Genomic DNA, 19,473 nt, shown 5'->3' with positions numbered 1-19,473 from the left:
ATGCCCACGACGTTTCATGAGATTCCCCGCAAGCGCCCGACCACGCCCCTGCTCGACCGCGCGAACACGCCGGACGGCCTGCGCCGGTTAGGCGAAGCCGAGCTGGAAACCCTGGCTGATGAGTTGCGCCTGGAATTGCTCTACACGGTCGGCCAGACCGGTGGGCATTTCGGTGCCGGCCTGGGCGTCATCGAGCTGACCATCGCGTTGCATTACGTCTTCGACACCCCGGACGACCGGCTGGTGTGGGACGTCGGTCATCAGGCGTATCCGCACAAGATCCTCACCGGACGCCGCGAGCGCATGGAATCCCTGCGCCAGAAGGACGGCATCGCCGCCTTCCCGCGTCGTGCCGAGAGCGAGTACGACACCTTTGGCGTCGGCCACTCCAGCACGTCGATCAGCGCAGCGCTGGGCATGGCGATTGCCGCCCGCCTGCAAAACAGTGATCGCAAGGCGATTGCCGTGATCGGCGATGGCGCGTTGACCGCAGGCATGGCCTTCGAGGCGCTGAACCACGCGCCGGAAGTCAACGCCAACATGCTGGTGATCCTCAACGACAACGACATGTCGATCTCGCGCAACGTCGGCGGTCTGTCGAATTATCTGGCGAAGATCCTTTCCAGCCGCACTTACGCGAGCATGCGTGAAGGCAGCAAAAAAGTGCTGTCGCGCCTGCCCGGCGCCTGGGAAATCGCCCGCCGCACCGAAGAATACGCAAAAGGCATGCTGGTTCCCGGCACGCTGTTCGAAGAATTGGGCTGGAACTACATCGGCCCGATCGACGGCCACGACCTGCCGACCCTGATCGCCACACTGCGCAACATGCGCGATCTGAAAGGCCCGCAGTTCCTGCACATCGTCACCAAAAAAGGCAAAGGCTTCGCCCCGGCGGAAGTCGACCCTATCGGTTACCACGCGATTACCAAGCTCGAACCTGTCGACGCTCCGGCCGCTGCACCGAAAAAAGCTGGCGGGCCGAAGTATTCGGCGGTGTTTGGCGAATGGCTGTGCGACATGGCTGCATCTGATCCGCGCCTGGTCGGGATCACCCCGGCAATGAAGGAAGGCTCGGATCTGGTGGAGTTCAGCGAACGTTTCCCGCTGCGCTACTTCGATGTGGCAATTGCCGAGCAACACGCGGTGACGTTCGCTGCCGGCATGGCCTGCGAAGGCGCGAAACCGGTGGTGGCGATCTACTCGACGTTCCTCCAGCGCGGTTACGACCAGCTCGTTCATGATGTAGCGGTACAGAACCTCGACGTGCTGTTCGCCATCGACCGCGCAGGTTTAGTGGGCGAAGACGGCCCGACCCACGCCGGCAGCTTCGATCTGTCGTACCTGCGCTGCATCCCGGGCATGGTCATCATGACCCCGAGCGATGAAAACGAACTGCGCAAAATGCTCACCACCGGCCACCTGTACAACGGCCCGGCGGCGGTGCGTTACCCGCGTGGCAGCGGCCCGAATGCAACCATCGAGAAAGACCTCGAGCCGATTGAAATCGGCAAAGGCATCGTCCGTCGCCAGGGCAGCAAAGTCGCCCTGCTGGTGTTCGGTGTGCAACTGGCCGAAGCGCTGAAAGTCGCCGAGAAGCTGGATGCTACCGTGGTCGACATGCGCTTCGTCAAACCGCTCGATGAAGAGCTGGTACGCGAGATTGCCGGCAGCCACGAGTTGCTGGTCACCATCGAAGAGAACGCGATCATGGGCGGCGCCGGTGGCGCGGTCAGCGAATTTCTCGCACGCGAGAACATCCTCAAGTCGATGCTGCACCTGGGCTTGCCGGATGTTTATGTCGAGCACGCCAAGCCTGCGCAGATGCTGGCGGAATGCGGACTGGATGAGGCCGGGATCGAAGCTTCGATCCGACAACGTCTGGCACTGCTCGCTGGCTGACAGTCCCCCTGTAGGAGCTGCCGAAGGCTGCGATCTTTTGATCCTGATCTTCGGTAGCTTCAAAACCTTTCAAAGCAAAATCAAAAGATCGCAGCCTCCGGCAGCTCCTACAGGGTTTTGCATAAACCATGGATTGCCATGTACCTCCCACGCCCTGCCCTTCCTTCTGCTGCCAACCGCCAGCGCCCTCGCAGATACCTTCGAACGCGATCAGGCCCTGAAACTGCCGGACACGCTGATCTCCGCCAACCGCCAGGTCGAAGCACGCAACGACAGCAGCGCCGCCAACACTGTATTCACCCGCGAAGACATCGACCGCCTGCAACCGAGCGATGTGCCGGACCTGCTGCGTCGAGTGCCGGGCGTACAAGTGGCGCAGGCCGGTGGGCGCGGCAGTCTGCCGGCGATCTACATTCGCGGCACACAGTCGGCGCAGAGCCTGGTGCTGATTGATGGCCAGCGCATCGGCAGCTCCACTTCCGGCGACAGCAACCTGCAACACCTGAACATCGAACAGATCGAGCGCGTGGAAGTGCTGCGCGGCTCGCGCTCGGTGATTTACGGCAGCGATGCGATTGGCGGGGTGATTCAGATCTTCACCCGGCGCGGCAGTGAACAAGGTCTGCAGCCACGCCTGCACGTCGGCTTCGGCAGCAACCAGACTTGGGAACGTAGTCTCGGTTTGTCCGGTGGCGATGACAAAACCCGCTTCAACCTCGGCGCCAGCCTCGATGAAACCGCCGGCCTCGACCGCACCCACGCGTCGTATCCGAGCGACGGCGATCATGACGCCTACCGCAACAAGTCCGTCAGCCTGAGCCTCAGCCATGCGCTGACCGATGACATCGAAGTCGGCGCCAACCTGCTGGATAACCGCGGGAAAAGTGAATACGACAGCCCGTTTGGCCGTTATGACTACGTCACGGATACGTCCTATCAGCAGCAGCCCTACAGCGATTTCAATGTCAGCAGCGTCAGCAGCTACGTCGATGCCCGGGTCAACGACATCTGGAAAACCCGCGTCGAATTCGGCCACAGCGAAAACCGCGAGAAGACCCTCGACAAGCTCAGCGACGAGCGCACGGTGTTCAACACCTACCGCGACTCGGTGAACTGGCAGAACGACCTGACCCTGGACGCGCGCAACAGCCTGATTCTCGGTGGCGACTGGTATGAAGACCGAGTCAACAGCAGCACTGCGTTCGATGAGGACAGTCGCTGGAACCGCGCCGCGTTCATCCAGCATCGTTATCAGGCCGACAGCTTCTCCACCGAACTCGGCCTGCGCCACGACGACAACCAGCAATTCGGCAGCCAGAACACCTGGAGCGGCACGTTCACCCTGCCGCTGAACCCGGACAACGATTTGCTGCTGAGCTACAGCGAGGGCTTCCGCGCGCCGACCTTCAATGACCTGTACTACCCGGACTTCAGCAACCCGAACCTGAAGCCGGAAACCTCCAAGAGCTACGAACTGCAATGGCGCAGCCAGTTGAGTGACAGCGCTCGACTGGAAGCTTCGCTGTACCGCACCGATCTGGAAGACGCGATTATCTTCGGCAGCAACTCGCGGCCGGAAAATGTGGCCTCGGCACGAATCAATGGCTTTGAAGCAGCGCTGAAGCAGGAGCTGTTTGGCTGGCAGAGCAATCTCGGCGTGGCGATTATCGATCCGCGTGATCGTGATACAGGTCACACGCTGGCGCGGCGGGCGCGGCGTACATTGAGTTGGGATATGGACCGTCAGTTCGATCGATTGAGCCTCGGCGGGAGTTGGCAATTAGTCAGCGCCAGTTACGACGACTTGAACAACACTCAGCCACTGGGTGGCTACGGTACGCTCGGGCTGCGTAGCAGCTGGGCGCTGAACCGCGAGATCAAGCTGGATCTGAAGGTCGATAACTTGCTGGACAAGGGTTACAGCCGGGCGAACTACAGTTACGACGGCAGTCAGTATGGCTATCGTGAGGAAGGTCGGGCGTGGGTGTTTGGGGTGACCTGGACGCCTGAGCTGCGCTGAAATTCCCTGTAGGGATTATTTGTCTGGTGCGATCACTTGGCAGAGCTTGGCGGTTGCGTCGATCATTTGGCCGCTCGGGCGTTCGAGGCCTTTATCGGTGACCAACAGCAGTTTCCCCTGCCTCACCGCTGCCACCTGCGGCCAAGCCTTCCACGCCTCAAGCTGCGCCTGATCACCTGCGAGAATCACCTCGGGATCACGCTGCAACACCGCTTCGACACTCACTTGCGGTGCCGGCGGGCTCAGGTCGCCAAAGACATTGCGCGCACCACACACCTCAAGCGCATCACTGATGATCTGCCCACCACCGACGGTATAGAGCGGCTTGTCCCAGACTTGATAAAACACTTTCAGCGGCGTATCCCGGCGATAGCGCTGGCGCAGATCTCCCAACTTATTGCGAAGATCCGCAGCCAGTTTCACCCCGCGCTCGGGCCGGCCTAGTTGAGAAGAAATGGCTTCGATCTGCGCAGAAAGCTCTTCCAGACTGTGCGGCTCGGCGACGTAAGTCGGGATGTTCAACCGCTTGAGCTGGTCACGCTGCGCCGGGCCGACACTGCCGGGCCAGAGCAACAGCAGGTTGGGTTTGAGGCTAAGCAAACGCTCCATGTCGAGTTGGCCATAGCGACCGACTGAGGGTACATTTGCAATCGCAGCAGGCCGCTCGCCCGCATCCAGCACGCCAACCAACAGATCGGCCGAATCCAGCTCAACGACGATTTCAGAAAGAGACGGCGCGAGACTGACCACGCGCAGAGCGGCCAGCGTCGACCCGCTGATGGCCAGCAGCAGAACCGCCAGCCAGAGACGGCGCATCAGCCGAGTTGACGCGGGATACGGTAGAGGTAGAACAGCACCGCCGTGGACAAGGCCAGCAGCATCAGCGGTACCGCCTCCAGACCGACGAACACAGCCAAAGCACCGATCCACGCTGGCAACGCCGCGGCGAGAAAGGCAGTTCGGCGCCGCGCCGCGAGCGCGATCCATGCAGTCGGCTCATCCGGGGTATCGAGGACTTTTTGCGTGGCGATCAGCGCATGTTTGTAGCGGCCGAAAAATTTCAGGCTGACAAACATCGAGGCGACACCGGCGATAAAGAACGGCATCGCCAGTACCGGCAGGATCGCCTCGCTTTGACCGAACACGGCGTTGAGCACGAACAACGGCACCAGCGCCAGCGTCAGGTATTTCCACCAGTCGACGCTGAGGCGACGGCGCACCTGACCGCGAGTCACGCGCGGTCTACCTCGCCCTGATGCTCATTGCCCATCATGTGGTCGAGTTTGCTGGCCTTCGTCGCCAGGTACAGTTTGTTGTGCGGGTTGTGGCCGGTGTGCAACGGCACGCGCTCGGCGACGACGATGCCCATGTCGGTCAAGGCTTTGACCTTGCGCGGGTTATTGGTCATCAGACGCAGGGATTTCACACCCAGATGTTCCAGCATCGGCAGGCACATGGCGTAATCGCGCTGGTCGGCGGCAAAGCCAAGACGCTCGTTGGCTTCAACGGTGTCGGCGCCGCCGTCCTGCAACTCGTAGGCACGGATCTTGTTCAACAGACCGATGCCTCGACCTTCCTGGCGCAGGTACAGCAGGACGCCACGACCTTCGCGAGCGATGGCTTTGAGCGCGCCCTCAAGTTGCGAACCGCAGTCGCAACGCTGGCTGAACAAGGCATCACCCGTCAGGCATTCGGAGTGCAATCGGCCGAGTACCGGGGCTCCGTCGGCAAAATCACCCAGGCTCAGCACGACGTGCTCGCGGCCGGTGGCTTCATCGAGAAAACCGTGCATGGTGAATTGCGCAAAAGGCGTTGGCAGCTTGGAAGCGGCGACAAAAACGACAGGCACCGGTGTGCTCCTGATCTAAAAAAGTCTGAAGATTCGCTGGGCGGCATTGTAACAGCAGGTTCCTACAGACGCTTAGGCTGAATTATCGGGCATAACGATCAAAAAGTTTGATGACTCCCGGACAACATGGACCGCTGTAGGAGCTGTCGAGTGAAACGAGGCTGCGATCTTTTGATCCTGATTTTTAAGATCAAGATCAAAAGATCGCAGCGTGCCGCAGCTCCTACAGGGGTTTCGCGTCAGGGCGAACTAAACGGATACGGCTGCTTCCAGCGCTCAAATACCGGCTTCAGCTCACCGCTTTTCACCAGTTGCTCCATGCGCTGGTCAAACAGCGCCATCAACGTCCGCGCTTGTGGCGTATTGGCGAAACACAGGTACAGCGGCAATTCAGCGATATGAGTGGTGCGGAACTGCGAAGGATCCCTGGCCCGGCTGAGCACATAGTCGATCTCAGTCAGCGCGTCGATGTAATAGTCGGCGCGATTGTGGGTCAGCATCGACAGAATCCCGGTACGCCGGACGACTTCGTTATAGCCGCGCACGTTGGGCAAATAATTCTGATAGTCGTAGCCACGTACCCAAGCCAGTCGGTAACTGCCCAAGGTTTCCGGCGTTGGCGCCGGATTGCTGGCAAGGCCCAGCGCGTAGACGTGGTCGGTGTCGAAATTCCAGCGCGGATAAAGCAGTTCGCTGAATTCTTGATCATAAGAGCCGACACAGGCATCGACCTCGCCGCGCTGGGCCAGCCCCACTGAACGGGTGTACGGCTCGGTGCGAATATTCAGCTTCACCCCGGCCGGCTCGAACACCTTTCGCAAGATATCCCAGCCCAGCCCATGGCCGTCGGCGGCGGTGTAGTCTTCCCAGTCTTCGCTGGCCAGGTGGATGACCGAGGGCGCTGGCACTGATTCCTGCGCACTGGCCACTGTGCCCAGCAGGGCAAAAACCAATAGCACCAACCAGCGTCCAGCCATCCCTAGTTACCTCACTTGACGCCTGGGCCCCGCAAGGTCAGGCGAAAATCCACACCAGTCCCTGCATCGCCAGCCAGGCAAACACCCCGGCCAGCACGTCGTCGAGCATGATGCCGACGCCGCCATGGACATGCCGGTCGATCCAGCGAATCGGCCACGGCTTGAGAATATCGAAGAAGCGGAATACCAGAAAACCCGCGAGCAACCAGTACCAGCCTTCCGGCACCAGCCACAGGGTGATCCACATCCCGACCATTTCGTCCCAGACGATGCCTTCGTGGTCGTGCACCCGCAGATCGTCGGCCACTTTGCCGCACAGCCAGAAGCCGAACAGCATGGTGATCCCGAGCATCAGCCAGTAACCCCAGTCGGGCAGCATCTGCCACAACGGGATAAAGGGTAGCGCAACTAACGAGCCCCACGTGCCCGGCGCCTTGGGCAAGGTGCCCGAACCGAAGCCGAACGCGAGGAAATGCCAGGGATTGCGCCAGACAGACGGCGGAACGAATTCGGCCGGAACCTGTTTCGGGTGATCTGTCACGGTGTCTCCTGAAAATGTTGATAACCCCGGATTTGCGGGGTGATGTCGTGGCCGTCTCGATCCAGCAGCACCACGCCCTGCCCCTCTGCCACGCGACCGATCACATGGATCGGCCAACCGGCAGCCAGCAGCGCCGGCAACTCGACAGACGGCAACGTGAAGGCCAGCACGTAATCATCGCCACCACTGAGCGCCGCGCGTTCGGCGCCGCGCTGGCCGAGAAACGCCACTAAAGCATCCGACAACGGTACGCGCTCGCGTTCAATCTCGAGCCGCATCTTCGACGCCAGGGCGATGTGGCCGCAATCGGCGAGCAGGCCATCGGAGATATCCAGTGCGGAAGTAGCCTTGCCGCGCAGCGCCTGACCGAGGGCCAGTTGCGGTTGCGGCGACCAATAGTGATCGAGCAGCGGCTGGGCGATGTCCGACGCGGCGTCGCGCTGGCCCAATACCAGCGGTAACGCACCGGCGGCATTGCCCAGTTCACCGCCGACACACAGCAAGTCACCCGGCTGCGCGCCGCTACGGGTCAAGGCCTGACCGGCCGGGACGCGGCCGAACACGGTGACGGTCAAGCTCAACGGCCCGCGCGTGGTATCACCACCGACCAATGCCACGCCGCAGCTCTGCGCCATGCGGTTCAAACCACGGGCATAGGCTTGCAGCCAATCGGCGGTCACCGTCGGCACAGTCAGGGCAAGGGTAAAGGCAACGGGCGTGGCGCCCATGGCGGCCAGATCGCTGACCGCGACGGCCAGCGAGCGCTGACCGAGCAGAAACGGATCGCAGGGGTCGGCGAAATGCACGCCGGCCACCAGCGTATCGGTGGAAATCGCCAGCTGTTCCCCGGAAGGAACCGCCAGCAAGGCGCAGTCGTCGCCGATCCCCAGTGCAACGCCCTCGCCGCCCTGCGCACAGGGCGCGGCGGCGAAGAAATTGCGGATCAGCTCAAACTCGCCCATTGGGAACTCAAGCGCAGATCAGCGCTTGTGTTCCTTCACTTCGGCTTCACGCAGGCGCGGGGCCAGCTTGTCGAGCACGCCGTTGACGAACTTGTGGCCGTCGGTCGAACCGTAGACTTTCGCCAGTTCGATCCCTTCGTTGATTACCACACGGTACGGCACATCGACACGTTTGAGCAGCTCCCATGCGGACAGGCGCAGCACGCAGAGTTCAACCGGGTCGAGCTCTTCGATGGTCAGGTCCAGGCACGGCGCCAACGCAGCGTCGATCTCGGTCAGGCTCGCTGGAACACCGTGCAGGATGTCGTGGAAGTAGCTGGCATCGGCAAAGGTAAAATCGTTATCGACGCGGAACTGCGCTTCGATTTCGTTCAGCGAAGTGCCGGCCATGTGACGCTGATACAGTGCTTGAGTCGCCAACTGACGGGCAGCCCGGCGCTTCTCGCTTTTCGAAGGCTTGCCGGCGTCCGCTGGACGTGGCTCGCGCGGGTTGAAACGATCGCTTTCGTCGCTAATCACTTGGCCTCCAACTGCGCCAGCAGGCTGACCATTTCCAGAGCGGACAGGGCAGCTTCAGAACCTTTGTTACCGGCCTTGGTGCCGGAACGTTCGATGGCTTGCTCGATGGAATCAACGGTCAGGACACCGAAAGCGACCGGCACGCCGAACTCCATGGACACCTGGGCCAGGCCCTTGGTGCATTCGCCCGCCACGTATTCGAAGTGCGGAGTACCGCCACGAATGACCGCGCCGAGAGCGATGATGGCTGCGAACTCGCCTTTCTGGGCGACTTTCTGCGCAACCAGCGGAATTTCGAAGGCGCCAGGTGCGCGGATGATGGTGATGTCGCTTTCGCTCACGCCGTGGCGAACCAGGGCATCAACTGCACCGCTGACCAGGCTTTCAACGACGAAGCTGTTGAAACGGCCCACTACCAAAGCGTAGCGGCCTTTAGGGGCGATGAAGGTACCTTCGATGGTCTTCAGGGTCATTCGTCAGATCTCTTAAAGAGCCGGGACGCGTTTGCTACGCATCCCTCAGTGATTTATTTGCCGCGAAATCAGGGCCGGAAACAACCGGTCATTATTCGGAGGGCACGTATTCTACAACTTCCAGATCGAAACCGGATATCGCATTAAATTTCATTGGCGCCGACATCAGGCGCATTTTGCGTACGCCAAGGTCGCGCAGGATCTGCGAACCGGCACCAACGATGCTGTAAGTGGTCGGTTTTTTCACCACAGCCTGATCGGCGGTTTCGCGGATGTGCGCCAGCAACACGTCGCCATCGAGCGGGTGACCGAGCAACAGCACCACACCGCTGCCAGCCTCGGCAACCGCCGTCATGGCGGCGCGCAGACTCCAGCGGCCCGGTTGTTTGACCATCAACAGGTCGCGCAGCGGGTCCATGTTGTGTACGCGAACCAGTGTTGGCTCTTCGGCGCAAACGGTGCCCAGCGTCAGGGCCATGTGCACGTCGCCTTCCACCGAATCACGATAGGTCACCAGGTTGAAATGGCCCAGTTCGCTGTCCAGTGGCTGCTCGGCAATCCGCTGAACGGTACGTTCGTGGATCATCCGGTAGTGAATCAGGTCGGCAATGGTGCCGATCTTGATGTTGTGTTCGGCGGCGAAGGCTTCCAGTTCGGTGCGACGGGACATGGTGCCGTCGTCGTTCATCACTTCGCAGATCACGCCGCTCGGCTCGAAACCGGCCATGCGTGCGAGGTCGCAAGCGGCCTCGGTGTGGCCTGCGCGCGCCAGGGTGCCACCGGCCTGCGCCATCAGCGGGAAGATGTGGCCGGGGCTGACGATGTCTTCAGCCTTGGCGTCTTTGGCGGCAGCCGCTTGCACGGTGCGCGCACGGTCGGCGGCGGAAATGCCGGTGGTCACGCCTTCGGCGGCTTCGATCGACACGGTGAACTTGGTACCAAAACCGGAACCATTGCGTGGCGCCATCAGCGGCAGCTTCAGCAGTTCGCAGCGCTCGCGGCTCATCGGCATGCAGATCAGGCCACGGGCGTGCTTGGCCATGAAGTTGATGTGCTCGGCCTTGCAGCATTCGGCGGCCATGATCAGGTCGCCTTCGTTCTCGCGGTCTTCGTCATCCATGAGGATGACCATCTTGCCTTGGCGGATGTCTTCAACCAGTTCTTCGATGCTATTGAGCGCCACAAGGCACCCCCTTGGGTCAGGATTTGAGATAGCCGTTGGCGGCCAGAAAGCTTTCAGTGATGCCACCAGCGCTTGGCTCTGCGGCCTTGTCGCCGAGGAGCAGACGCTCCAGATAACGCGCCAGCAAGTCGACTTCCAGGTTCACTCGGCGACCTGGCTTGTAGGAAGCCATGATGGTTTCGCTCAGGGTGTGCGGGATGATCGTCAGCATGAACTCGGCGCCATCGACCGCGTTCACGGTCAGGCTCGTGCCGTCGACGGTGATCGAGCCTTTATGAGCGATGTACTTGGCCAGCTCTTTCGGTGCGCGGATGCGAAATTCCACGGCGCGGGCATTATCAGCGCGGGAGACGATTTCACCGACACCGTCGACGTGACCGCTGACCAAGTGCCCGCCGAGACGGGTGGTCGGGGTCAGGGCTTTTTCCAGATTGACCGGGCTGCCGCTTTTCAGGTCGTTCATGGCGGTGCAGTCGAGGGTTTCGCGGCTGACGTCGGCAGCGAAGCCGTCGCCCGGCAGCTCAACGGCCGTCAGGCAGACGCCGTTGACCGCGATGCTGTCGCCGAGTTTGACGTCGCTCAGGTCGAGCTTGCCGGTTTCAACATGCACCCGCACATCGCCGCCCTTTGGGGTCAATGCACGGATGCTGCCGATGGATTCGATGATGCCGGTAAACATGGGGTTCTCCTTGAGAACGAAGCCAGCGCTAACGCGATGGCCGGGAATTATACGCTCGCCGAAAGGACAGGGATGGCAGTGACTCGCCAGTCATCGCCAACCGCGCGGATTTCAGTGATTTTCAGCTCGGGAGCGTCCTTCATATAGCTCAGCGGCCAATCCAAAAGCGGACGCGCCGTGGAGCCGAGGAACTTGCCGGCGATGAAGATCACGAACTCATCGACCAGACCGAGCTGGGCAAAGGCACCGGCCAGACGAGGGCCGGCCTCGACCAGCACTTCGTTGACGCCACGGTTGGCCAGTTCGATCAGTAATTGATGCAAATCGACCTGACCGTCATCACCCGGCACGATCAAACATTCCGGGCCATTGGCGTATTGCTCTTCGACCGCCATGCAGGTGGCGACCAGCGCCGGGCCAGCCTTGAAGAACGGCGCGTCCAGCGGCACCCGCAGGCGTCCGTCGATCAGCACTCGCAGCGGCGGACGGCTCATGGCCAGTGCGGTTTGCCCGGCATCCAGACCCAGCTCATCAGCGCGCACGGTCAAGCGTGCGCCGTCAGCCAGCACCGTGTCGGCGCCGGTCAGCACCACCGCCGCTTGCGCGCGCAAACGCTGCACCGCCGAACGTGCGGCCGGGCCGGTGATCCATTGACTCTCGCCGCTTTCCATCGCCGTGCGGCCGTCGAGACTCATGGCCAGTTTGACCCGCACGAACGGCAAGCCGTGTTCCATGCGTTTCAGAAAACCCTGATTGAGCTTGCGCGCCTCAGCTTCCAGTACGCCGCTTTCAGTCGCAATGCCGGCATCGGCCAGACGTTGCAAACCACGACCGGCGACTTGAGGGTTCGGATCGCGCATCGCCGCCACCACCCGAGCCACGCCGGCATTGACCAACGCATCGGCGCACGGCGGGGTGCGGCCATGGTGGCTGCACGGCTCGAGGGTGACGTAAGCGGTCGCACCCCGGGCCAGCTCACCGGCAGCGCGCAAGGCGTGGACTTCAGCGTGAGGCTCGCCGGCGCGTTCGTGCCAGCCTTCGCCGACGATCTGCCCGTCCCGCACCACCACGCAGCCAACCCGGGGATTAGGATGCGTGGTGTAGTGACCTTTGCGCGCCAGTTCCAGCGCGCGGGCCATGAAGTGGGCGTCGAGGATGGCCTGCTCGGCGGCGGTGATCATTCTTTCACCGGTTCGCGGGCGAGGCGGTCGATCTCTTCGCGGAACTCGTTAAGATCCTGGAAGCGCTTGTAGACCGAAGCGAAACGGATGTAGGCGACTTCATCAAGCTTTTGCAGCTCGGCCATCACCAGTTCGCCGACCACGAGGGATTTAACCTCGCGCTCGCCGGTGGCGCGCAGCTTGTGCTTGATGTGAACCAAAGAGGATTCGAGGCGCTCGACGCTCACCGGACGCTTCTCCAGGGCGCGTTGCATGCCCGCGCGGAGTTTTTCTTCGTCGAACGGCTGGCGGCTGCCATCGGTTTTGATCAGGCGCGGCAACACCAGTTCGGCCGTCTCGAATGTCGTGAAACGTTCGCCGCAGGCCAGGCATTCACGCCGGCGGCGCACCTGTTCGCCCTCGGCGACCAGACGCGAGTCGATGACCTTGGTGTCGTTGGCACCGCAGAAGGGACAGTGCATGGTGGCTGGCAACAAAAAAAGGGAGGGCCATGGTAGCGCATCCCGGTGGCAAGACAAGCCATAGGGTTTGCGGTATACAGACTGGCATGATCGTTTGATCCATCGATTTCATTTTGCCGGAGCTGCCAATGTCGTTACGTCCGCTCGTTTTGCTCAGTTTTTTAAGCCTGCTGGTGGCCTGCAGCAGCGATGCGCCCAAGCCTCAGCCGCCCACTCCAGGCCCGGCGCCACAGCAGGCGCAGAAAAAAGCCAAGGAAGCCGCCGACCTCGGCCCGTTGCCGGCGTATCAGCGCGAACTGAGTGGCACCCTGCAAGGTGTGCCGGCCGGTGCCGAAGTCGAACTGGCGCTACTGGTGATCGATGCAAAGGATCGCCCGCAGCAATTGCTCGCCAGTTCCAGCCTGATCGGCAACAACCAGATTCTGCCGTTCCATGTGCGCTTCAACCCCGAGGCCTTCCCGGCCGGGGCGCGGGTTGAACTGCGTGGCCGCGCCAGCCAGTCTGGCCAGTTGATCCTGCATCTGCCGTCGCAAACCATTACCCAGCCGACCACTCAGGCATTGGGCCAACTGCAATTCGTCAAAGCACCATGAATGCACCGCTCGACCTGCAACAGGCGTTGGGTGAACTGCTCGGCGACGCCAGACTGAAAGCCTGTGCGTTGCCGGACACCGATTTGCAGTTGTGGCTGATTGACGGCGACAACATGGCACGCGAATTCAGCCAGGAAGAAACCCAACGAATTCTGCACGAGCCGCCCTACTGGAGCTTTTGCTGGGCCAGTGGTCTGGCGGTGGCGCGTTATCTGGCCGAGTTTCCCGAATGGGTGCGCGGCAAACGCGTCCTGGATTTTGGCGCCGGTTCCGGCATCGCCGGGATTGCAGCGGTGAAGGCCGGGGCGTTGGAAGTGGTGGCCTGCGATCTCGATCCGCTGGCGATCGCGGCGTGTCGGGCGAATGCCGAACTCAACGATGTGCAGATGAGTTATTCGACGGATTTCTTCGCCGAAGCGGATCGCTTTGACCTGATTCTGGTGGCGGATGTGTTGTATGACCGGGCGAATCTGCCGTTGCTCGATGCGTTTCTCAGCCGTGGCCGTGAAGCGCTGGTGGCCGATTCGCGGGTTCGGGATTTTCGCCATCCGTTGTATGAGCGCATTGAAATGCTTGAGGCGATGACCTTGCCGGATCTGGCGGAGCCGGAAGAGTTTCGGCATGTGAGCCTTTACCACGCGCGTCGCGATCTTTTGCGCCACCCCTTATAGTGCGTTCATTGACGCTTAAAAGAGATCCCCCATGAGTCAACAAACGCCGTACATCTTCGACGCCACGACTGCCGATTTCGACCAGTCGGTGATCGAGGCTTCCTTCAATAAACCCGTGCTGGTGGATTTCTGGGCCGAATGGTGTGCGCCGTGCAAGGCGCTGATGCCGATGCTGCAAGGCATTGCCGAGAGCTATCAGGGCGAGTTGCTGCTGGCCAAGGTCAACTGCGACATCGAGCAGGACATCGTGGCCCGCTTCGGCATTCGCAGCCTGCCGACTGTGGTGCTGTTCAAGGACGGTCAACCGGTCGACGGTTTTGCCGGCGCGCAACCGGAATCCGCCGTACGTGCCTTGCTCGAACCCCATGTGCAGATGCCAGCGCCGGCCGCGGCCGATCCATTCGAACAGGCTCAGGCCTTGTTCGATGACGGTCGTTACGCCGATGCCGAAGCCGCGCTGGTGATCATGCTCAACGAAGACAACACCAACGCCAAAGCGCTGATTCTGTACGCCCGTTGCCTGACCGAGCGCGGCGAACTGGACGAAGCGCAAACCGTGCTCGACGCGGTCAAGAGCGATGAGCACAAAGCCACGCTCGCCGGGGCGAAGGCGCAGATCAAATTTCTGGGCCTTGCCCGCGACCTGCCGGACGCTGCCGACCTGAAAACCCGTCTGGCGCAAAACCCGCAGGACGATGAAGCGGTGTATCAACTGGCGATTCAGCAACTGGCTCGTCAGCAATACGAAGCGGCTCTGGATGCCTTGCTCAAGCTGTTCATCCGTAATCGCAGCTACAGCGAAGGTTTGCCGCACAAGACGTTGTTGCAGGTGTTCGAGTTGTTGGGCAACGATCACCCTCTGGTGACCGCCTACCGTCGCAAGTTGTTTGCCGCGCTGTACTAAGCGTTTACTCGATCCAGCTGTAGAGCGGCGTATCCCCGCCGCTCACCACTTTCACATCCGAACTGTGCCGCAGCCGCACCAGCAAGCGTTTGCCTGCCCCTGCGCTGCCGGTCAGGCCTTCCAGTTGTTCGAGCAGATCCGGCCCGCTGAGTTGCCCGGCCTTGCGCAGCAAATCCCGGGCAGCCTGCCACAACGCATCGTCCTGATTCAGCGGTTTCGCCGCTGGCGCCGAAGCGGCCACCGCTTGAGCGATATGCGGCTGATCGCCAAGGGCTGAGCCCAGCTTCGCCCAGTCGCTGTCATCCAGTTCCACCGTCAAATCCACCGGCACGTCGCCGACGGTTCCACGTATCCGCAACATTGAGTTCGCTCCCGCACATTTCTGACCTGCATGCTCCCACGGGACTTGTGTAACGCCAAGCGCACGGGCAAACTCTGCGCACTTTCGTTATAAGATTACATAACAAACTCTTCACTTTACTTTCCGGAGACCGCCATGCGTCGTCTGCTGCTCGTTTTGCCGTTTGCCCTGTTGCCGCTGGCCATCGCCCATGCTGCTGATGAGCATGACCACGATCATGAACACGGCAGCCTTGGCGCACATGAACATGGCGTCGGTCGTTTGAACGCCGCTCTGGATGGCCAGACTCTGGAACTGGAGCTGGAAAGCCCGGCGATGAACCTGGTCGGTTTCGAACACGCCGCCACCACGGATGCCGACAAGGCCAAAGTCGCCGCCGCCCGCGCCCAACTGGAAAAGCCTCTGACGCTGTTCAAGCTGCCAGCCGCTGCCGGTTGCAAAGTGGTGAGTCAGGAACTGGAAAGTCCGTTGTTCGGTGACAAGCCGGATGCCGATGATCACGACGACGGGGAAGCGGGCAAGGACGGCCACGAGCATCATCACGACCACAGCGAAATCCACGCGCACTATCAGTTCAAGTGCGCAGCTCCGGGCGCCTTGAAGACGCTGGATCTGGCGAACATTTTCAGCACCTTCCCGGCGACGCAGAAAATTCAGGTACAACTGATCAGTGCCAGCGGTCAGCAAGGCACCGAAGTGACGGCCAAGGCTGCTGCGCTGAAGTTCTGATTCCAACGCTGCTCCTACAGGGGCTATGAAAACTTTTGAAACTGGCGCCATGACCCAAGCACTCATCGAACTGTCCGACCTGGGCTTCAGTTGGCCCGGCCACCCGCCGCTGCTGGACATCCCGGCGTTTCGTCTGGAGCCGGGTGAAACCCTGTTCCTCAAAGGCCCCAGCGGCAGCGGCAAGACCACCCTGCTCGGCCTGCTCGGCGGTGTGCAGAAACCCGATCGCGGCAGCATTCGCCTGCTCGGCCAGGAACTGACCGCACTGTCCGCCGGCGCCCGCGACACCTTCCGCGTCGATCACACCGGCTATATCTTCCAGCAGTTCAACCTGCTGCCGTTTCTCTCGGTGCGTGAGAACGTCGAACTGCCCTGCCACTTCTCCAGGCTGCGTGCCGAACGGGCGAAGCAGCGTCATGGCAGCGTCGATCAAGCCGCCGCCACCCTGCTTGCTCACTTGGGTTTGAAGGACGAAAGCATCCTCAGTCGCCGCGCCGACTCGTTGTCGATCGGCCAGCAACAAAGGGTCGCCGCCGCCCGTGCCTTGATCGGACAGCCGGAACTGGTGATCGCCGACGAACCCACCTCGGCGCTGGATTACGACGCTCGGGAAAACTTCATTCGCCTGTTGTTCGCCGAATGCCGCGAGGCCGGTTCGAGTCTGTTGTTCGTCAGCCACGACCAAAGTCTGGCGCCGCTGTTCGACCGTCACCTGTCACTGGCCGAACTCAATCGCGCCGCCACGTCTGCCGAGGTCTGAGATGTATCTGTTTCGTCTGGCCATGGCCAGCCTGGCCAACCGCCGCTTCACCGCGTTGCTCACCGCATTCGCCATCGCCCTGTCGGTCTGCTTGCTGCTCGCCGTCGAGCGCGTGCGCACCGAGGCCAAAGCCAGTTTCGCCAGCACCATCAGCGGAACTGATCTGATCGTCGGCGCCCGCTCGGGTTCGGTGAATCTGTTGCTGTACTCGGTGTTCCGCATCGGCAACGCCACCAACAACATCCGCTGGGACAGCTTCGAACACTTCGCCAATAACCCGAAAGTGAAGTGGGCGATCCCGATGTCCCTCGGCGATTCCCATCGTGGCTACCGGGTGATGGGCACCACCGAAGCGTATTTCGAGCATTACCAGTACGGCCGCCAGCAGCACCTGCAACTGGCCGATGGCCGCGCGTTTGCCACCGATCCGTTTGAAGTAGTGCTCGGCGCCGAAGTCGCCGACGCGCTGCATTACAAGCTCGGCGACAAACTGGTCCTGGCCCATGGCGTGGCGGCGATCAGTCTGGTCAAACACGATGACAAACCGTTCACCGTGGTCGGCATTCTGAAGCGCACCGGCACCCCGGTGGATCGCACGTTGCACATCAGCCTCGGCGGCATGGAGGCGATTCACATTGACTGGCACAACGGCGTGCCCGCGCGGGGCAACGGGCGGATCACGGCCGATCAGGCGCGCAACATGGACCTGACGCCGCAAGCGATCACCGCGTTCATGCTTGGCCTCAACAGCAAGATTTCCACTTTCTCGCTGCAACGCGAGATCAATGAATTCCGTGGTGAGCCAATGTTGGCGATCCTGCCGGGTGTGGCCTTGCAGGAATTGTGGAGCCTGATGAGCACCGCCGAGAAAGCGCTGTTTGTAGTCTCGCTGTTCGTGGTGCTGACCGGTTTGATCGGCATGCTCACGGCGATTCTCACCAGCCTTAACGAGCGTCGCCGCGAGATGGCGATTCTGCGTTCGGCCGGTGCGCGGCCGTGGCACATCGCGAGCCTGCTGGTGCTGGAAGCCTTTGCCTTGGCGTTGACCGGGGTGATCGCCGGGCTGGCGTTGCTGTATATCGGCATCGCTGCTGCGCAGGGTTATGTGCAGGCCAATTACGGATTGTTCCTGCCGCTGGCGTGGCCGAGCGAGTATGAATGGACGCTGCTCGGTGGCATTCTGGCGGCCGCGCTGCTGATGGGCAGCGTGCCGGCCTGGCGCGCGTATCGCCAATCCTTGGCCGATGGCCTGTCGATTCGTTTATGAGGATGTTTTCCATGCCCCGCGCCGTGCTCGCGCTGTTGTTGCTGGTCGCCCTGCCCGTGTGGGCGGCGGCGCCGAAAGATTTGACCTGGTCGGAAATGATCCCGCCGGACGCGGCGCCGGAAGTGCCGAACATGACCCCGCTGCACGATCTGTCGAAGATGAGCGATGCGCTGTCTGCCGAAGCCGCGCCAGCGGCGAAACAGGACATGCCGAATGCTCCGGTTGTGCAATCACTCGATGGTCAGAACATTCGTCTGCCGGGCTACATCGTGCCGCTGGAGGTCAATGAAGAAGGACGCACCACGGACTTCTTGCTGGTGCCGTATTTCGGCGCCTGCATCCATGTGCCGCCACCGCCGTCGAACCAGATCGTGCATGTGAAAAGCGAGTTGGGCGTGAAGCTCGATGAGTTGTATCAGCCGTATTGGGTCGAAGGGCCGATGCAGGTTAAAGCGTCGAGCAGCGAACTGGCGGATGCCGGGTATCAGATGGAGGCGGACAAGATTTATGTGTATGAGCTGCCGGAGTGAATCCGACAGTTCTGTGTTGTTTGTAAGGGCCTCATTGCTGACAAAGGTTCCACAAAAGCCTGCCCCTTCACTGTTTCATTGAGCTGAGTCAAAAGACCGTATCAGTTGGCTTCGTACCATAGGACATCAGAAACTTTTAACGTCCTTTTGGAGCCCCCATGAACAAGTCCTTGCTCAGCGCCTCGCTGTTTGCCCTCGCGCTCGCAGCCCCGCTCGCCCACGCTCACGAAGCCGGCGACATCCTGATTCGTGCCGGTGCAATCACCGTCAACCCGAAGGCCGACAGCTCCAGCGTCAAGGTCGATCAGGGTCCGCTGAGCGGCACCAATCTGGGCGGCAAGGCGACCATGAGCAGCGACACTCAACTGGGCCTGAACTTCGCTTACATGCTCACCAACCACGTCGGTATCGAGCTGCTCGCCGCCACGCCGTTCGAACATGATGTGAAGATCAAAGGCACTGCCCTGCCAGCAGCAAACGGCAAACTCGGCACCCTGAAACACCTGCCACCGACCCTCAGCGTCGTCTACTACCCGCTGGATTCGAAGTCGCCGTTTCAACCGTATGTCGGCGGCGGCATCAACTACACCTGGATTTATGACGAGCACGTCGGCAGCGAAGCCAGCGCCAATGGTTTCAGCAATTTCAAGGCGAAGAATTCCTGGGGTCTGGCGTGGCAAGTGGGTGCGGACTACATGCTGACCGACAACATCATGCTCAACGCTCAAGTGCGCTACATCGATATCGATACTCGCGCGACTGTGGAGAACAACGCTGTGGCGCCGGGTACTCGCGCACGGGTGAACGTGGATGTGGATCCGTTCATCTACATGGTGGGTTTGGGCTATAAGTTCTAAGCCCGGTTTACAGAACGTTCACGTGGTGGTGAATGAGGCTTGGTGGTGAGCAGCTTG

At 61.2% G+C, this 19,473-nt stretch carries 23 protein-coding genes; 10 read left to right on the top strand and 13 right to left on the bottom strand.

Features of this window, described 5'->3' with window-relative positions; genetic code table 11:
- Positions 1-1,899, top strand: coding sequence for a 1-deoxy-D-xylulose-5-phosphate synthase (gene dxs, locus IAI51_RS12570; RefSeq protein WP_187678787.1), 1,899 nt, complete (start codon positions 1-3; stop codon positions 1,897-1,899).
- A gap of 133 nt (positions 1,900-2,032) precedes the next feature.
- On the top strand, positions 2,033-3,919 hold the full coding sequence (locus IAI51_RS12565; protein ID WP_187678786.1) for a TonB-dependent receptor domain-containing protein: 1,887 nt from the start codon (positions 2,033-2,035) through the stop codon (positions 3,917-3,919).
- A 15-nt stretch (positions 3,920-3,934) separates the two neighbouring features.
- Here the strand turns inward: IAI51_RS12565 and IAI51_RS12560 are convergent, their stop codons facing one another.
- The 12 genes from IAI51_RS12560 to nrdR all read right to left on the bottom strand — a co-directional run bounded on the left by IAI51_RS12560 (position 3,935) and on the right by nrdR (position 12,744).
- Positions 3,935-4,735, bottom strand: coding sequence for a cobalamin-binding protein (locus IAI51_RS12560; protein ID WP_187678785.1), 801 nt, complete (start codon positions 4,733-4,735; stop codon positions 3,935-3,937).
- Positions 4,735-5,154 carry an MFS transporter gene (locus IAI51_RS12555; protein WP_187678784.1) on the bottom strand — a complete coding sequence of 140 codons (420 nt, stop codon included), beginning with the start codon at positions 5,152-5,154 and terminating at the stop codon, positions 4,735-4,737. The genes IAI51_RS12560 and IAI51_RS12555 overlap by 1 nt, the downstream gene beginning before the upstream one ends.
- Positions 5,151-5,768, bottom strand: coding sequence for a GTP cyclohydrolase II (gene ribA, locus IAI51_RS12550; protein WP_095188498.1), 618 nt, complete (start codon positions 5,766-5,768; stop codon positions 5,151-5,153). The genes IAI51_RS12555 and ribA overlap by 4 nt, the downstream gene beginning before the upstream one ends.
- A 239-nt stretch (positions 5,769-6,007) precedes the next feature.
- On the bottom strand, positions 6,008-6,745 hold the full coding sequence (locus IAI51_RS12545) for a substrate-binding periplasmic protein (protein WP_187678783.1): 738 nt from the start codon (positions 6,743-6,745) through the stop codon (positions 6,008-6,010).
- 37 nt (positions 6,746-6,782) lie between these two features.
- Entirely contained in the window at positions 6,783-7,286 is a 504-nt protein-coding gene (locus IAI51_RS12540; RefSeq protein WP_007910933.1) for a phosphatidylglycerophosphatase A, read from the bottom strand.
- On the bottom strand, positions 7,283-8,248 hold the full coding sequence (thiL, locus tag IAI51_RS12535; protein WP_187678782.1) for a thiamine-phosphate kinase: 966 nt from the start codon (positions 8,246-8,248) through the stop codon (positions 7,283-7,285). Before thiL ends, IAI51_RS12540 begins: the two co-directional genes overlap by 4 nt.
- Positions 8,249-8,266: 18 nt before the next feature.
- Positions 8,267-8,767 carry a transcription antitermination factor NusB gene (gene nusB, locus IAI51_RS12530; RefSeq protein WP_187678781.1) on the bottom strand — a complete coding sequence of 167 codons (501 nt, stop codon included), beginning with the start codon at positions 8,765-8,767 and terminating at the stop codon, positions 8,267-8,269.
- Positions 8,764-9,240, bottom strand: a complete 477-nt coding sequence (gene ribE, locus IAI51_RS12525) for a 6,7-dimethyl-8-ribityllumazine synthase (RefSeq protein ID WP_187678780.1) — start codon at positions 9,238-9,240, stop codon at positions 8,764-8,766. The genes nusB and ribE overlap by 4 nt, the downstream gene beginning before the upstream one ends.
- A gap of 91 nt (positions 9,241-9,331) precedes the next feature.
- The gene (gene ribBA, locus IAI51_RS12520) at positions 9,332-10,423 is read right to left on the bottom strand and encodes a bifunctional 3,4-dihydroxy-2-butanone-4-phosphate synthase/GTP cyclohydrolase II (RefSeq protein WP_187678779.1); all 1,092 of its coding nucleotides are present in this window, start codon (positions 10,421-10,423) and stop codon (positions 9,332-9,334) included.
- 16 nt (positions 10,424-10,439) lie between these two features.
- On the bottom strand, positions 10,440-11,102 hold the full coding sequence (locus IAI51_RS12515) for a riboflavin synthase (protein WP_187678778.1): 663 nt from the start codon (positions 11,100-11,102) through the stop codon (positions 10,440-10,442).
- A 47-nt stretch (positions 11,103-11,149) separates the two neighbouring features.
- Complete coding sequence (gene ribD / locus IAI51_RS12510; protein WP_187678777.1) at positions 11,150-12,283, bottom strand: bifunctional diaminohydroxyphosphoribosylaminopyrimidine deaminase/5-amino-6-(5-phosphoribosylamino)uracil reductase RibD; 1,134 nt, start codon at positions 12,281-12,283, stop codon at positions 11,150-11,152.
- A complete protein-coding gene (nrdR, locus tag IAI51_RS12505; RefSeq protein ID WP_007910946.1) occupies positions 12,280-12,744 on the bottom strand; it encodes a transcriptional regulator NrdR in 465 nt (154 codons plus the stop codon). The genes ribD and nrdR overlap by 4 nt, the downstream gene beginning before the upstream one ends.
- Positions 12,745-12,872: 128 nt before the next feature.
- Between nrdR and IAI51_RS12500 the strand changes: the two genes are divergently transcribed.
- The 3 genes from IAI51_RS12500 to trxA are packed head-to-tail and all read left to right on the top strand — an operon-like array spanning position 12,873 to position 14,912.
- Positions 12,873-13,337: a YbaY family lipoprotein gene (locus tag IAI51_RS12500; protein WP_187678776.1), complete on the top strand. Its 465-nt coding sequence runs from the start codon at positions 12,873-12,875 to the stop codon at positions 13,335-13,337.
- Positions 13,334-14,008 (top strand): class I SAM-dependent methyltransferase, encoded by a 675-nt coding sequence (locus IAI51_RS12495; protein WP_187678775.1) that lies wholly within the window; start codon positions 13,334-13,336, stop codon positions 14,006-14,008. The genes IAI51_RS12500 and IAI51_RS12495 overlap by 4 nt, the downstream gene beginning before the upstream one ends.
- A gap of 31 nt (positions 14,009-14,039) precedes the next feature.
- A complete protein-coding gene (gene trxA, locus IAI51_RS12490; RefSeq protein ID WP_187678774.1) occupies positions 14,040-14,912 on the top strand; it encodes a thioredoxin in 873 nt (290 codons plus the stop codon).
- 4 nt (positions 14,913-14,916) lie between these two features.
- Here the strand turns inward: trxA and IAI51_RS12485 are convergent, their stop codons facing one another.
- A complete protein-coding gene (locus tag IAI51_RS12485; RefSeq protein ID WP_187678773.1) occupies positions 14,917-15,273 on the bottom strand; it encodes a hypothetical protein in 357 nt (118 codons plus the stop codon).
- A 135-nt stretch (positions 15,274-15,408) separates the two neighbouring features.
- On the opposite strand from IAI51_RS12485, the gene IAI51_RS12480 reads away from it, so the two are divergent.
- From IAI51_RS12480 to IAI51_RS12460, 5 genes are all read left to right on the top strand, one after another.
- The gene (locus IAI51_RS12480) at positions 15,409-16,002 is read left to right on the top strand and encodes a DUF2796 domain-containing protein (RefSeq protein ID WP_187678772.1); all 594 of its coding nucleotides are present in this window, start codon (positions 15,409-15,411) and stop codon (positions 16,000-16,002) included.
- 49 nt (positions 16,003-16,051) lie between these two features.
- Complete coding sequence (locus tag IAI51_RS12475; RefSeq protein WP_187678771.1) at positions 16,052-16,762, top strand: ABC transporter ATP-binding protein; 711 nt, start codon at positions 16,052-16,054, stop codon at positions 16,760-16,762.
- Position 16,763: 1 nt separating this feature from the next.
- Positions 16,764-18,029, top strand: a complete 1,266-nt coding sequence (locus IAI51_RS12470) for an ABC transporter permease (protein ID WP_187678770.1) — start codon at positions 16,764-16,766, stop codon at positions 18,027-18,029.
- Between the two features lie 11 nt (positions 18,030-18,040).
- Positions 18,041-18,559: a DUF3299 domain-containing protein gene (locus tag IAI51_RS12465; protein WP_187678769.1), complete on the top strand. Its 519-nt coding sequence runs from the start codon at positions 18,041-18,043 to the stop codon at positions 18,557-18,559.
- A 158-nt stretch (positions 18,560-18,717) separates the two neighbouring features.
- Positions 18,718-19,416 carry an OmpW/AlkL family protein gene (locus tag IAI51_RS12460; RefSeq protein ID WP_187678768.1) on the top strand — a complete coding sequence of 233 codons (699 nt, stop codon included), beginning with the start codon at positions 18,718-18,720 and terminating at the stop codon, positions 19,414-19,416.
- Positions 19,417-19,473: the final 57 nt, after the last annotated feature.

This window comes from Pseudomonas sp. N40(2020) (genome assembly GCF_014472415.1).
In the GTDB taxonomy this organism is placed as follows: domain Bacteria; phylum Pseudomonadota; class Gammaproteobacteria; order Pseudomonadales; family Pseudomonadaceae; genus Aquipseudomonas.
The sequence above is the reverse complement of the archived record's forward strand: the minus strand, read 5'-3'. Positions and strand labels throughout refer to the sequence as shown.